Consider the following 13,833-nt stretch of genomic DNA (forward strand, 5'->3'; position numbering starts at 1 on the left):
CGATCGGGGATGGCCGGTAGGGTAAGCCCTTCGAGTGCGCTTGCGATCGACGGTTCGTGTCCAGTTCGTCCTGTCTGCCACCTTTCTGACGTGGCGGAACCCACAGGCCGGAGCGGTCTCGGACATTCGACGTGAAGCAGGTCGGCCCGGAAGAATGCCATCGGGCCCCGGTGCGGTCGTGCCGGTTGTCCCGGGCTGTCGTTGTTTCTGATGGTGTGCCACCCCTCCCACGGGCAGCGCACCGGTCGGGAGCACGGCACGGCGGACGTCGGGCCGGAGGACGGACGGATGAACGGGCGGGAGCACGGCCCGCCCCGAGCGGAGAATTGGGCGCGGCGGTCGGCGATCACCGCGCCAAGGGTGCGGCAGCGCCCGGAAGGAGCTTTGAGATGACCGATGGCGGCCACGTCCTCAGCGAGGGCCTGCCCGAGCACCTGCTCGGCGGCGCCGACCCGCTCGGCCGCCCGGACGGCGTCCCGGCGCCGGGTGCCGATCCCCATCCCGCCTACACCTTCCTCGACCAGCCGGACGGGCTGGACGAGGACGAGGACGTGCTCCTGATGCCCGGTCCGCAGGTCTCCTGGGGCGATGCGGCGGTGCATGGGGCGGTCGAGACGGTCCTGATGAGCGACCCCGCCGTCACCGCTCCGCCGGCCGACACCATGACGCTCCGTGCGGTCGAGGAGCCGCTCGCGGCCCCGCTCGGCCAGCCGGTCGAGCCCTCCTGGCCGCCGCTCACCCCGCCGGCCGTCGGCGTGCCCCCCGTGGTTGCAGAACCGGTTGCTCAACCCGCCCCGGAGTCCCTGGGCCGACCGGCCGCCGCCCCGGCGCGCGAGCAGGTGACGGCCCCTCAGCCGCCGCGCCGCCCGCTGCACGCCGGTCCGCCGATCCCGGACCCCTCACTGATGACCGGCCACGTCCCGGTCCGCTCGCTCGCCGACCGGGGCCCCTCGGGGAGCACCCCGGCGTACGGCGTGCCGATCGTGCCCGCGCCGGTGGTGGTCCAGCCGGTTCCGGTGGCCGCGCCCGCTCCGGTGGAGCCTGCGCCGGTCGTGGCCGAGCCCGTCGTGGCCGTCGAGGTCCCGGTGGTGCCGGTCGAGGTTCCCGTCGTCGAGCCGATCGTGGTCGAGCCCGTGGCGGTCGAGCCCGTGATCGCCGAGCCGGTGGCGGTCGAGGCTCCGGCCGTCGAGCCGGTCGTGGTCGAGCCGGTGGCCGTCGAGGTGCCGGTCGAGGCTCCGGCCCCGGTCCTGGTCGAGCAGCCCGTCGAGGTCCCGGCCGCGCAGCCGGTCCCCGTGGTGGTCGAGCCGGTCGTGGCGGTCGAGGTTCCCGTCGTCGAGCCGGTCGTGGTCGAGCCGGTGGCGGTCGAGCCCGTTGCCGAGGTCCCGGTCGAGGCACCCGTGGAGGTGCCGGTGGCCGTCGAGCCCACGGTCGTCGAGGTCCCGGAGCCCGTGGTCGCCGAGCCGATCGCCGTCGAAGCCCCGGTCGAAGCAGTGTCCGAAGCGCCGGTCGAAGCCCCGGCCGAGCCCGTCGCGATCCCGGCCCAGGCCGCCGCTCCGGCCCGGCAGCCGGGCCGGATCTCCGCGTTCCTGGCCGCCCCGGCCCCGCACGGTCTGCCGACCGTCGAGGCAGAGCCCCGCCCGGAGCCCGTCCCGTCCGCCGAGACCGTCAGCGGCGAACTGACGCCCGCGTCCTTCCCGGCCCAGTTCCCGGCCCCGGAGCCGGCCCAGCCCGAGCCGGTGGCCGTTCAGCCCGAAGCCGTGGTCGAGCCCGAGCCCGAGGCCCGGCCCGAGCCGGAGGTCACCCCGGTGGCGGCGGCCGTGGAAGAGGCCGAGCCCGAGAGCGACCCCGAGCCCGAGGTGGACCGGGGCCCCGCCGCCCCCGCCTACGACGAGGCCGGCCGCGACGCCGTCCACCAGGTGATCCGCGAGCGCCGCGACATCCGGAACGGTTTCCGCCCCGACCCGATCCCGCACGAGGTGCTGATCCGGGTGCTGGAGGCCGCGCACACCGCGCCCAGCGTCGGCTACTCGCAGCCGTGGGACTTCGTGGTGATCCGTTCGGCCAAGACCCGCCGCCGGATGCACGAACTGGCGGAGCGTCAGCGGGTGGCGTACGCCGACTCGTTGCCCAAAGCGCGGGCCAAGCAGTTCAAGGAAATCAAGATCGAGGCCATCCTCGACACCCCGGTGAACATCGTGGTGACCGCCGACCGCACCCGGGGCGGCCGGCACACCCTGGGCCGCCACACCCAGCCGCAGATGGCGCCGTACTCGGCCGCCCTCGCGGTGGAGAACCTCTGGCTGGCCGCCCGCGCCGAGGGTCTGGGCGTCGGCTGGGTGAGCTTCTTCGACGAGGAGGAGATGGTCCGCGAGCTGGGCCTGCCCGACCACCTCGACGTGGTCGCGTACCTCTGCGTCGGCTACGTGGACTCGTTCCCCGAGGAACCCGAGCTCCAGCAGCAGGGCTGGGCCAAGAAGCGCCCGCTCTCCTGGGTGGTGCACGAGGAGCAGTACGGCAACCGCGCGCTGCCCGGCGAGGAGCCGTCCAGTCTGCTCGCCGACACCCTGCGCGGCATCCGTCCGCTGGACGCCAAGGCGCTCGGCGAGGCGTGGGACCGGCTGAAGCGGATGACCAAGCCGGCCGGTTCGCTCGGCATGCTGGAGATCATCGCCGCCCAGCTGAGCGGTCTGTCCCGGAAGTGCCCGCCGCCGATCCCGGAGCCCGGCTGCGTGGCCATCTTCGCGGGCGACCACGGCGTGCACGCCCAGGGCGTCACCCCGTGGCCGCAGGAGGTCACCGCCCAGATGGTGGCCAACTTCCTGGCCGGGGGAGCGGTGGTCAACGCCTTCGCCGCCCAGGTCGGGGCCGAGGTCTGCGTGGTGGACGTCGGCGTCGCCGCCGAGCTGCCCGACCCGATCCAGCAGGGCCGCACCACCGGCCTGCTGCCGCGCAAGGTCAAGCCCGGCACCGACGACATGACGCAGGGTCCGGCGATGAGCCGGGACGAGGCGCTGAAGGCGATCGAGGTCGGCATCGAGACCGCCCGCGACCTGGTCGCGGCCGGCAACAAGGTGCTGATCACCGGCGACATGGGCATCGCCAACACCACCGCCTCCTCCGCCCTGATCGCGGTCTTCGCCGGGGTGGACCCGGCCGAGGTGACCGGTCGCGGTACCGGCATCGACGACGAGACGCACGCCCGGAAGATCGACGTGATCCGCCGCGCCCTGACGCTGCACCAGCCGGACCCGTCCGACCCGATCGGCGTACTGGCGGCGGTCGGCGGTCTGGAGCACGCGGCGATCGCCGGCTTCCTGCTCGGCGCCGCCTCGCTGCGCACCCCGGTGATCCTGGACGGCGTGATCGCCGGTTCGGCCGCACTGGTCGCCAAGGCCATCGCCCCCGAGGTGTTGGCCGCCTGCATCGCCGGACACCGCTCGGCCGAGCCCGGCCACCAGGCCGCGCTGGCCAAGCTCGGCCTGCGCCCGCTGATCGAGCTGGACCTGCGGCTCGGCGAGGGCACCGGCGCCCTGCTGGCCCTCCCGCTGGTGCAGAGTGCGGCCCGGGCGATGCACGATGTAGCCACCTTCGACTCCGCCGGCGTCACCGAGAAGAACTGACGTACCCGCAGAAACCCCGTACCGGCCCGAGGGCGCGCCGGTGCGGGGTCGTGCCGCCGTACCCCCCGCAGAACCCTCTCCTCTCCGCCCCCAGGAGCACCACCGATGAGCACCGCGCCCAACCCCCACCCCAGCACCGAGGGCCGTACCCCGTACCCCGTGGGCCTGCTGCTCACCGGCCGCCGGGTCGTCGTGGTCGGCGGCGGCCAGGTGGCCCAGCGCCGGCTGCCCGCGCTGATCGCGGCCGGTGCGGACATCCAGCTGATCTCGCCCGCCACCACCCCCGCCGTGCAGGCGATGGCCGACGCGGGCGAGCTCACCTGGCACCGGCGGGGCTACGCCGAGGGCGACCTCGCGGACACCTGGTACGCGCTGGTCGCCACCGACGACCCGGCCGTCAACACCGCCGTCTCCGCCGAGGCCGAGCGCCTGCGGGTGTTCTGCGCCCGCAGCGACGACGCCTCCGCCGCCTCCGCCTGGACCCCGGCCTCCGGCCGGGACGGCGGCGCCACCGTCTCGGTGCTCACCGGCGACCCCCGGCACTCCGCCGCGCTGCGCAACTCCATCGTCGAGGGCCTGCGGGACGGTTCGCTGGCGGCCCGTCAGTTCCGCGCCCACGGCGCGGGCGTCGCGCTGGTCGGCGGCGGCCCGGGCGACCCCGACCTGATCACCGTGCGCGGCCGCCGGCTGCTGGCCGACGCGGACGTGGTGGTCGCCGACCGACTGGCCCCGCGCGAGCTGCTCGCCGAACTCCCGCCGCACGTCGAGGTGATCGACGCCTCCAAGATCCCGTACGGCCGCTACATGGCCCAGGAGGCGATCAACCGGACCCTGATCGAGCACGCCAAGGCGGGCAGGTTCGTGGTCCGGCTCAAGGGCGGCGACCCGTACGTCTTCGGCCGGGGCGGCGAGGAGCTGCTGGCCTGCGTCGAGGCGGGCATCCCGGTCACCGTGGTGCCCGGCATCTCCAGCTCGATCAGCGTCCCGGCGGCGGTCGGCATCCCGGTCACCCACCGGGGCATGACGCACGAGTTCACCGTGATCTCCGGCCACGTCGGCCCCGACGAGCGTTCGCTGACCAACTGGGACGCCGCCGCCCGGATGACCGGCACCCTGGTGCTGCTGATGGCCGTCGACAAGATCGGCGCGATCGCGGCCCGCCTGATCGAGGCCGGCCGCTCCGCCGACACCCCGGTCGCAGTGGTCCAGGAAGGCACCACCGCCGCCCAGCGCCGGGTGGACGCCACCCTCGCCACGGTCGCCGAGGTGGTCACCACCGAGGGCATCAAGCCCCCTGCCGTCATCGTCATCGGCGCCGTCGTCCACGTCCTCGGGCAACCCGGCTAGGCAACTACAGGGGCCCGGGGCTCTGCCTCTGGCAAGTGGCTCGGCATCTACGGTCCAGGGGCTCGGGGAACTGCGAGGCTGGCCCTTGCAAGGTGAGCGTCGCGTAGGTGGTCGGGAACTTTTGCAGTGACCCGCACGCCAGATCTCCTCGCAGTTCCCCGAGCCCCTGGATAGTGCAACTGGGCCGCCTGCCAAAGGCGCGGCCCCGAGCCGTGTCCTCCGTCCCGTGTGCCAAGATCGACGGCGTGGCTGAACCTGAAGCGATCACCGACCCCGCCGACCCCCGGCTCTCCGACTACACGGACCTGACGGACGTCGAGCTGCGGCGCCGCCGCGAACCCGCCGAGGGCCTGTTCATCGCCGAGGGGGAGAAGGTGATCCGCCGGGCGGTGGCGGCCGGGTTCCGGATGCGGTCGATGCTGCTCACCGCGAAGTGGCTCGACGTGATGGCCGACGTGATCGCCGACACCCCGGCGCCCGTGCACGTGGTCGAACCGGGCCTGGCCGAGGCCGTCACCGGCTACCACGTGCACCGGGGCGCGCTGGCCTCGATGGAGCGCAAGCCGCTGCCGACCGCCCCCGAACTGCTGGCCACCGCCCGCCGGGTGGCGATCCTGGAGGGGTTGGTCGACCACACCAACATCGGGGCGATCTTCCGGAGTGCCGCCGCCCTCGGGATGGACGCCGTCCTGCTCTCGCCGGACTGCGCCGACCCGCTGTACCGACGGGCCGTCAAGGTCTCGATGGGCGCGGTCTTCGCGGTCCCGTACGCCCGGCTGGACCCCTGGCCCGCCGCGCTGCAGACCGTCCGCGCGGCGGGCTTCGAGCTGCTCGCGCTCACCCCGGCCGGGGCGGACGACCTGCCCGCCGCCGCGCCGCACCTGATCCCGAAGGCCGCCGTCATGCTCGGTGCCGAGGGCGACGGCCTGACCGACCGGGCGCTCGCGGCCGCCGACCGCCGGGTCCGGATCCCGATGGCGCACGGGATCGACTCGCTGAACGTCGGCGCGGCCGCCGCCGTGACCTTCTACGCCGTGAACGCCGGGATCTGAGCCCGGGCCGGATCCGGCGGTCTTCGTCACTTCATCGGACGAACATGTTCGTCACGGCCTTGTTCGGAGCGAACATGTTCGTTACGGTGGAGGCATGACCCCGCCCACCGAACCGCGTAGCCGCCGTGAACGCCCGGCCAAGCCCGCCCTGAGCCGGGCCGGCATCCTGGCCGCCGCCCTGGAGATCATGCGGGCCGAGGGCCTGCCGAAGGTCACCATGCGCCGGCTGGCCCAGGAGCTCGACACCGGCCCGGCCTCGCTCTACGTCTACGTCGCCAACACCGCCGAGCTGCACGCGGCGATCCTGGACGAGCTGCTCGGCACCCTCGCCACCCCCACCGAGGGCAGCTGGCGCGAGCGCCTGGAGGGCCTGCTCACCGAGTACACCACCGTGCTGCTCGCGCACCCCGCGCTGGCGCGTTCGGCCCTGGTGGCCCGCCCGAGCGGCGGGCACTACCTGCGGCTGGTCGAGACCCTGCTGACCCTGCTGGAGCAGGGCGGGGTGCCGGACCGTCAGGCGGCCTGGGGCGTGGACGTGCTGCTCCAGTACGCCACCGCCACGGCCGCCGAGCACGCCACCCGGGGTGAGGCGGCCGACGCCCGGGAGGAGTGGGACACCCTGACCCGCGCCCTGCACGGCGCCGACCCGGACACCCACCCCCGGACCGCCGCGCTCGCCCCCGAGCTGGTCTCCGGCGCCCCGCGGCAGCGGCTCTCCTGGGGCATCCAGGTCCAGATCAACGGGGTGCTGCACACCCCGGCCCCGCACCCCACCGAAGGAGCAGCGTGATGACCACTCACCACCCGATCGCGATCGTCGGAGGCGGCCTCGGCGGCCTCACCCTGGCCCGGGTCCTGCACGTGCACGGCATCCCGGCGGCCGTGTACGACCTGGAGTCCTCCCCGGCGGCCCGGGGCCAGGGCGGCATGCTCGACATCCACGAGGAGTCCGGCCAGGTCGCACTGCGGGCCGCCGGTCTGTACGAGGAGTTCCGCGCACTGGTCCACCCCGGCGGCGAGGCGATGCGGGTGCTGGACCGTCAGGCCGTGGTCCACCACGCCGAGTCGGACGACGGCGCCGGCCGCCGCCCGGAGGTGGACCGGGGCCGGCTGCGCGACCTGCTGCTGGGTTCGCTGCCCGAGGGCACCGTGCGCTGGGGCGCCAAGGTCACCGAGGTCCGGTCCGGCGACGACGGCCCGTACGAGGTCGCCCTGGCCGACGGCGGCCGGTTCACCGCCGACCTGCTGGTCGGGGCGGACGGGGCCTGGTCCAGGGTGCGTCCGCTGCTCTCCGACGCCCAGCCCGCGTACACCGGCGTCACGATGGTCGAACTCGACCTGTTGGACGCGGACGCCCGGCACCCGGCCGAGGCCGCCGTGGTCGGGGGCGGCATGCTGTTCGCGCTGGGCGGCGGCCGGGGCTTCCTGGCGCACCGGGAGGGCGACGGCAGCCTGCACGTCTACGCCAGTCTCAAGGTGCCGCTCGACTGGGCGGACGGGGTCGACTTCACCGACACCGGGGCCGCCAAGGCCGCACTGCTGGCGGAGTTCGCCCACTGGCACGACAGCCTGCGCGCGCTGGTCACCGAGGCGGACGGCGCCCTGACGCCCCGGGCCATCCACGCGCTGCCGGTCGGCCACCGCTGGGCCCGGGTCCCCGGCGTGACCCTGCTCGGGGACGCGGCGCACGTGATGTCCCCGTTCGCCGGGGAGGGCGCCAACCTCGCGATGCTGGACGGCGCCGAACTCGCCCTCGCGCTGGCGGCCCACCCGGCCGACACCGAGGCGGCCCTCGCGGCGTACGAGCAGGCGATGTTCGCCCGCTCCGAGGTCGCGGCCGCCGCGTCGGCCGACAACCTGGTGCTCTGCTTCCAGGACGACGCCCCGCTCGGCCTCCTCAAGGTGTTCGCCGGCTGACCGAACCCCTCGACGGGGAGGCAGAGTTGGCGACCGGGCTCGACCGGCGGCGGACGGCGGCCTAGGATCGTCCGCAGACGACATCGCGTGCCGGTCACCGGCCGGGTGAGGCATGGAGGTGTCGTGAGTGCCTTCGGAGGCATTCCACTCATGGCAGTCCAGCTCAACCACACCATCGTCCACGCGCTGAACGCGCAGGAGTCCGGCCAGTTCCTGGCCGACGTCCTCGGGTTGGAGGTCGGCACCCCCTGGGGGCCGTTCGTCCCGGTGGCCACCGCCAACGGCGTCACCCTCGACTTCGCGGCCGTCCCGGTCGAGATCGTGATGCAGCACTACGCCTTCCTGGTCTCGGAGGAGGAGTTCACCGCCGCCTTCGAGCGCATCCGGCAGGCGGGGATCACCTACTGGGCCGACCCGCACTTCAAGCGGCCCGGTGAGATCAACCACAACGACGGCGGGCGCGGGGTCTACTTCCTCGACCCGGCGGGCCACGGCCTGGAGATCATCACCCGCCCGTACGGCGGCTGACGGACCCTCAGGGGCGGGCGGCGGCGCTCAGCTGCCGCCCGCCCCGCCGTTGCCACCGGTGCCGCCGGAGACCCCGGCGCCCGGCCAGGACTCCTCCAACTGCCCGTCCCCGCGCACGGTGTAACGGGTCGTCGAACCGGCCCCGGTGTGCGAGACCCGCTCCTCCCGGACCAGCGCGCCGCTCTCGATCCGCCAGGCCGCGGTGGCCTGCGGATCGGCCACCGAGGAGCGCGAGGCCAGCAGCACGGGGGTGTCGCCGCTGAAGCCGTACAGCTGCACCAGGTCGACCGGCGCCGAACCCTCGGCCCGGCGCAGCACCACCAGGGCCGCCGGGGCGCCGTGGTAACGCGCGGGCAGCACGGTGGTGAGGGCGACCTGCACGCCCTCCACCGCCGAACGCCCGTCCCGCAGCCGGATCGCCGGGCCGCCGGAGAGGTCGGCGTAGCTGCGGTCGGGCCAGTCCACCGTGGGCAGGGTGACCCCGACGGCGGGGCCGAGCCCGGCGTCGGCCGAGCCCTTGGCCACCGCCGCGAACGGAGCGGCGGACGGCTGGACGCCGTCGATCGAGACCGGGAGCGGCGGGCCCGAGGCGCCGGGCGCAGTCACCGCCGGTGCCGGGGGCAGCCCCTGGTTGCCGCGGTTCTCGCAGCCCTGGGCCGCCGCGATGGCCAGCGCGACCCCGACGGTGACGGTGACGAAGACCACCACCCGCTGCCGGAGCAGTCGGCGCCTGGCCTCGCCGGGCCGGCCGGGCAGGGTGTGCTGGCGGTCCCGCTGCGGGCCGCCCTGGCGCGGTGGCGGCGGTACGGGGCGGCCGTCCTGACGCTCCCTCGGCGACTCGGCGGCGTGCGCCTGCGGCATCGGGGCGGTGCTGGACTGGCGGCCGGGACCGGCCGGGCGGCGGACCGGCTGCGGCCGGGCGGCGACGCCCACCGGCGGCCCGGCCCGGCGGGCGGCGGGGGCCAGTACGGTGCCCCGGGAGGCGAGTTCGGTCAGCCGCTCGTGCAGCGCCGCGGCAGCCGGCCGCTCGGCGGGCTCCTTGGCCAGGCAGGCCCGGACCAGCGGCGCCAGCGAGGGCGGGACGGCCGAGAGGTCGGGCTCCTCGTGCACCACCCGGTAGAGCATCACCTCGGAGGAGGCGCCGGAGCCGAACGGCGAGTCCCCGGTGAGCGCGTACGCCAGGGTGGCGCCGAACGCGAACACGTCGGTGGCGGGCGTCACGGCCGCACCCCTGACCTGCTCGGGCGCCAGGAAGCCGGGGGAGCCGACGGCGGTGCCGACGTGGGTGAGCGTGCTGGCGCCGCGCGACCAGGCGATGCCGAAGTCGATGATCCGCGGACCCTTGGGCGAGAGCAGGATGTTGGAGGGCTTGAGGTCGCGGTGCACCACCCCGGCCTCGTGCACCTTGACCAGCCCGTCGGCCAGCGCGGCACCGATCCGGGCCGCCTCCGGCCAGGGCAGCGGCCCCTCCTCGCCGACCCGTTTGTACAGCGAGGGCCCGGGGACGTACGCGGTGGCCAGCCAGGGCCGCTCGGTCTCGATGTCCGAGGCGACCACCCGAGCGGTGCAGCCGCCCCGGATCTTCGAGGCGGCTGCGATCTCGCGGGCGAACCGGGTGCGGAATTCGGCGTCCTCGGCCAACTCGGCCCGGATCAGCTTGAGCGCGACCCGCTGGCCCTTGCGGTCCGACCCGAGGTAGACCACCCCCATGCCGCCGGCGCCGAGCCGACGGTGCAGCCGGTAGGGGCCGACGATGCGGGGGTCCTCACGCCTCAGCCGCATCATCGCCATAGTCAGTTCTTCCCGTCAGCCTGAAGGGTGAGACCCCGTCGGTTGGGCCACCGTCAGAATCCTGTTCCGGCACAGCTTACGGACTCCGTGCTGCGGTGTGCTGATACGCAACACCCGGCAGGCCGGTCGGATTGTCGGATCTGCCCGGACGGCCGCACTGACCAGCGCCGGAGCATCCCCTCGGGGTAGCTCTCAGGGTTGCCTCGGGGATCGCCGCCACCCGGTCTCCGCCTCCGGTAGTACGCCGGGTGACCCGGCGTCATCCTCGGGGATGCCCACCGACGGTACGCGGGCATGACGACCCCGTCGGTGGCTCCCCATACCTTTGTTCACAGCGGTGGGCGGCCCGGCTCGTCCCCCGAGGTGAACCGCCCACCGCGACGCTGACACCAGCTCAGGGACCACGACAGAGAAGGCAGGAGCACCGACCATGGCCACCCAGCTCACCGAAGCCGGCCGACGCCGCATCGGGATCCGCCAGGCGCCCGCCCGCTCCATCGAGCAGGGCACCCGGCACCCGGCGGTGGCCGTGGCCATGGTGCTCCCCTTCGCCGTCGCCCTGCTGCTGTTCTTCGGCGGCTGGGAGCACCTGGCGACACAGACCAGGGCCGTCGCCGATCTGATCGGGCGCTGACCTCTGGGGAGAGGTCGGCGTCGGCCGGGAGTGCACCGTCAGGGACAACGCGGACGGGCGGAGACGGTGCACCGCACTCCGGCAGCACGAGCAGGGGCCGGGCACGGGTCGTCGGTGAGGGCGACCCGTACCCGGCCCCTGCTGCCGTACCAACTGCCGGACGCAGGAAGGGCCGTGATCCGGTGTCGGATCACGGCCCTTCGAACTGCGGTGCGCGATACTGGGATTGAACCAGTGACCCCTTCCGTGTCAGGGAAGTGCTCTCCCGCTGAGCTAATCGCGCGGGTGGTGGTGCGGTACAGCAGTCGGACCCGAGGGGACCGAGTGCGCGATACTGGGATTGAACCAGTGACCCCTTCCGTGTCAGGGAAGTGCTCTCCCGCTGAGCTAATCGCGCGGGTGGTGGTGCGGTACAGCAGTCGGACCCGAGAGGTCCGAGTGCGCGATACTGGGATTGAACCAGTGACCCCTTCCGTGTCAGGGAAGTGCTCTCCCGCTGAGCTAATCGCGCGGGGAGGGGCCCTGGCGAACCAGGGACACCTCTTGGAGGTGGAGACGGGATTTGAACCCGTGTACACGGCTTTGCAGGCCGTTGCCTCGCCTCTCGGCCACTCCACCAGGCAACACACACAGAAGAACGACCCTACACTGTTCTTCGTCGAGCGGACGACGAGATTCGAACTCGCGACCCTCACCTTGGCAAGGTGATGCTCTACCAACTGAGCCACGTCCGCCTGTCTCCCGGTCACTTCACCGCTTGTTTGCGGCTCCGTTTCCCGGCGACGTGTTGAACTTTAGCGGATTCCTGGGCCAGCTCAAATTCCGTTCCCGCAGCGTGGCGCCCGGGTGCCTCCGAAGTGGCACCCCGTCAGCTCCCCGGCGGGTCCGCGGCCGACCCCGGAGAGCCCCTCCGACCTACACTTCAAGCCACCGCAGTCCCTCCCCGCTCCGGGTCCCGTACCGCCCGGAGCAGCACCGAAACCGCGCAGGAGAACCGTGTCCGGCCGCACCGCACCCCATGCCACCGCCGCCCCGATGGCCCGATTCGGCGGGCGGCTGGCGACCGGCCTGCGCGAGGTCAGCTCGGACCCGGCGGTGCTGGACGGCTCCGGGTTCTGGGCCGTCGCGTACGACTTCGAGGGCCGGCTCACCTGCGCCCGCTTCGACGAGGTCCGGCCGGACCCGGCCCCGCCGCGTACCGAAGGCTGGGCCGGCCCCGCGCCGGACAGCTGGCACAGCTCGCTCGACCGGGACGCCTACACGGCGGGCGTGCGCCGGATCCGCGAACACATCGCGGCGGGCGAGGTCTACCAGGCCAACCTCTGCCGGGTGCTCTCCGCACCGCTGCCCGATCCGGCCCGGACCGACATCGACGCGCTCACCGGGCTGCTCGCGCACGGCAACCCGGCCCCGTACGCGGGCACCATCCGGCTGCCCGGGCACGGCGTCGAGATCGCCACCGCCTCGCCCGAGCTGTACCTGCGCCGGGACGGCCGGGCGGTCTCCTCCGGGCCGATCAAGGGCACCGGCCGGACCGAGCACGACCTGTTGGAGAAGGACCACGCCGAGAACGTGATGATCGTCGACCTGGTCCGCAACGACCTGGGCCGGGTCTGCGAGACCGGCAGCGTCACGGTGCCGGACCTCTGCGTGGTCGAGAAGCACCCCGGCCTGGTCCACCTGGTCTCCACCGTCGCGGGCCGGCTGCACGGCGGCGCGGGCTGGGGCGCGCTGTTCGACGCCACCTTCCCGCCCGGCTCGGTCACCGGCGCCCCGAAGTCCAGCGCACTGCGGATCATCGACGCGCTGGAGACCGCCGCCCGCGGCCCCTACTGCGGCGCGATCGGCTGGGTGGACGCGGACCGGGGCGAAGCCGAACTCGCGGTCGGCATCCGGACGTTCTGGATCGACCGGGCGGATCCGGGCGCCCCGGTGCTGCGGTTCGGCACCGGCGCGGGGATCACCTGGGGCTCGGACCCGGAGCGGGAGTGGGACGAGACCGAACTCAAGGCCGCCCGGCTGGTCGCGATAGCGTCGGGCACGGCACCGCACCTTAGGAGCAGCAACTGATGATCTGGGTCAACGACTCCCTGGTCGACGACGGCGCCGCCGCCGTCTCGGTCCTCGACCACGGACTCACCGTCGGCGACGGTGTCTTCGAGACCGTGAAGGCGGTGGACGGGCAGCCGTTCGCCCTCACCCGGCACCTGGACCGGCTCCGCCGCTCCGCCCACGGCCTCGGCCTGACCGCCCCCGACCACGAGCTGGTCCGGGAGGGCGTGGCCCGGGTCCTGGCCGCCAACCCGATGCCGCTCGGCCGGCTCCGGATCACCTGCACCGGCGGCATCTCCCCGCTCGGCTCCGAGCGCGGTACCGACCCGACCACCCTGCTGATCGCGCTCGGCAGCGCCGCCCGGCGGCCCGACACCACCGCCGTGCACACCGTGCCCTGGCGCCGGAACGAGCACAGCGCGGTGGCCGGCCTGAAGACCACCTCTTACGCGGAGAACGTGGTCGCACTGGCCGCCGCCCACCGGGCCGGTGCCTCGGAGGCGATCTTCGCCAACACGGCGGGACAGCTCTGCGAGGGGACCGGCTCGAACATCTTCGTGGTGCTCGGTGGCCGGCTGCTGACCCCGACCCTCGCCTCCGGCTGCCTGGCCGGCATCACCCGGCAGCTGGTGATCGAGTGGACCGGCGCCGAGGAGACGGACCTCCCGTTCGAGGTGCTGGCCGAGGCGGATGAGGCGTTCCTCACCTCCACCCTGCGGGACGTCCAGGCGATCGGGCGGATCGACGACCGCGAGCTCCCCGCCCCGGGTCCGGTCACCCTCAAGGCGATGGCCCAGTTCGCGGAGCGCGCGGCGGACGACCTCGATCCCTGATCGTTCTGCGGCGTAGCAAGTTGCACAACCAGGGGAACGGCGACGGTTCGTGGCCGGCG

At 73.9% G+C, this 13,833-nt stretch carries 9 protein-coding genes, 5 tRNA genes and 1 pseudogene; 9 read left to right on the forward strand and 6 right to left on the reverse strand.

Features of this window, described 5'->3' with window-relative positions:
• Positions 1 to 389: 389 nt before the first annotated feature.
• The 6 genes from cobT to OHV05_RS29805 all read left to right on the forward strand — a co-directional run bounded on the left by cobT (position 390) and on the right by OHV05_RS29805 (position 8,464).
• Entirely contained in the window at positions 390 to 3,620 is a 3,231-nt protein-coding gene (cobT, locus tag OHV05_RS29780; protein ID WP_405020421.1) for a nicotinate-nucleotide--dimethylbenzimidazole phosphoribosyltransferase, read from the forward strand.
• A gap of 105 nt (positions 3,621 to 3,725) precedes the next feature.
• Positions 3,726 to 4,967: a uroporphyrinogen-III C-methyltransferase gene (cobA, locus tag OHV05_RS29785; RefSeq protein ID WP_405020422.1), complete on the forward strand. Its 1,242-nt coding sequence runs from the start codon at positions 3,726 to 3,728 to the stop codon at positions 4,965 to 4,967.
• Positions 4,968 to 5,212: 245 nt separating this feature from the next.
• A complete protein-coding gene (locus OHV05_RS29790; RefSeq protein WP_405020423.1) occupies positions 5,213 to 6,019 on the forward strand; it encodes a TrmH family RNA methyltransferase in 807 nt (268 codons plus the stop codon).
• Positions 6,020 to 6,113: 94 nt separating this feature from the next.
• The gene (locus OHV05_RS29795) at positions 6,114 to 6,809 is read left to right on the forward strand and encodes a TetR/AcrR family transcriptional regulator (protein ID WP_405020424.1); all 696 of its coding nucleotides are present in this window, start codon (positions 6,114 to 6,116) and stop codon (positions 6,807 to 6,809) included.
• Positions 6,809 to 7,936: an FAD-dependent oxidoreductase gene (locus OHV05_RS29800; RefSeq protein WP_405020425.1), complete on the forward strand. Its 1,128-nt coding sequence runs from the start codon at positions 6,809 to 6,811 to the stop codon at positions 7,934 to 7,936. Before OHV05_RS29795 ends, OHV05_RS29800 begins: the two co-directional genes overlap by 1 nt.
• A gap of 150 nt (positions 7,937 to 8,086) precedes the next feature.
• The gene (locus OHV05_RS29805) at positions 8,087 to 8,464 is read left to right on the forward strand and encodes a VOC family protein (protein WP_405020426.1); all 378 of its coding nucleotides are present in this window, start codon (positions 8,087 to 8,089) and stop codon (positions 8,462 to 8,464) included.
• Between the two features lie 564 nt (positions 8,465 to 9,028).
• On the opposite strand, the pseudogene OHV05_RS29810 reads toward OHV05_RS29805, so the two are convergent.
• Positions 9,029 to 10,255, reverse strand: a pseudogene (locus tag OHV05_RS29810) (serine/threonine-protein kinase); the annotation flags it as partial.
• Positions 10,256 to 10,685: 430 nt separating this feature from the next.
• Here OHV05_RS29810 and OHV05_RS29815 point away from each other — a divergent pair.
• Positions 10,686 to 10,889: a hypothetical protein gene (locus OHV05_RS29815; RefSeq protein WP_405020427.1), complete on the forward strand. Its 204-nt coding sequence runs from the start codon at positions 10,686 to 10,688 to the stop codon at positions 10,887 to 10,889.
• A gap of 211 nt (positions 10,890 to 11,100) precedes the next feature.
• Here OHV05_RS29815 and OHV05_RS29820 read toward each other — a convergent pair.
• The 5 genes from OHV05_RS29820 to OHV05_RS29840 form a co-directional block, all read right to left on the reverse strand.
• Positions 11,101 to 11,172 (reverse strand) — tRNA-Val (locus OHV05_RS29820).
• Between the two features lie 42 nt (positions 11,173 to 11,214).
• Positions 11,215 to 11,286 (reverse strand) — tRNA-Val (locus tag OHV05_RS29825).
• Between the two features lie 42 nt (positions 11,287 to 11,328).
• Positions 11,329 to 11,400 (reverse strand) — tRNA-Val (locus OHV05_RS29830).
• 33 nt (positions 11,401 to 11,433) lie between these two features.
• A tRNA-Cys gene (locus tag OHV05_RS29835) sits at positions 11,434 to 11,507 on the reverse strand.
• Positions 11,508 to 11,550: 43 nt separating this feature from the next.
• Positions 11,551 to 11,623, reverse strand: a tRNA-Gly gene (locus OHV05_RS29840).
• A gap of 301 nt (positions 11,624 to 11,924) precedes the next feature.
• On the opposite strand from OHV05_RS29840, the gene OHV05_RS29845 reads away from it, so the two are divergent.
• Together OHV05_RS29845 and OHV05_RS29850 are read left to right on the forward strand one after the other, a co-directional pair.
• Positions 11,925 to 12,959: a chorismate-binding protein gene (locus tag OHV05_RS29845; protein ID WP_405021575.1), complete on the forward strand. Its 1,035-nt coding sequence runs from the start codon at positions 11,925 to 11,927 to the stop codon at positions 12,957 to 12,959.
• Positions 12,959 to 13,774: an aminotransferase class IV gene (locus OHV05_RS29850; RefSeq protein WP_405020428.1), complete on the forward strand. Its 816-nt coding sequence runs from the start codon at positions 12,959 to 12,961 to the stop codon at positions 13,772 to 13,774. Before OHV05_RS29845 ends, OHV05_RS29850 begins: the two co-directional genes overlap by 1 nt.
• Positions 13,775 to 13,833: the final 59 nt, after the last annotated feature.

The sequence above is a fragment of the Kitasatospora sp. NBC_00070 genome, from assembly GCF_045041205.1.
In the GTDB taxonomy this organism is placed as follows: Bacteria; Actinomycetota; Actinomycetes; order Streptomycetales; family Streptomycetaceae; genus Kitasatospora.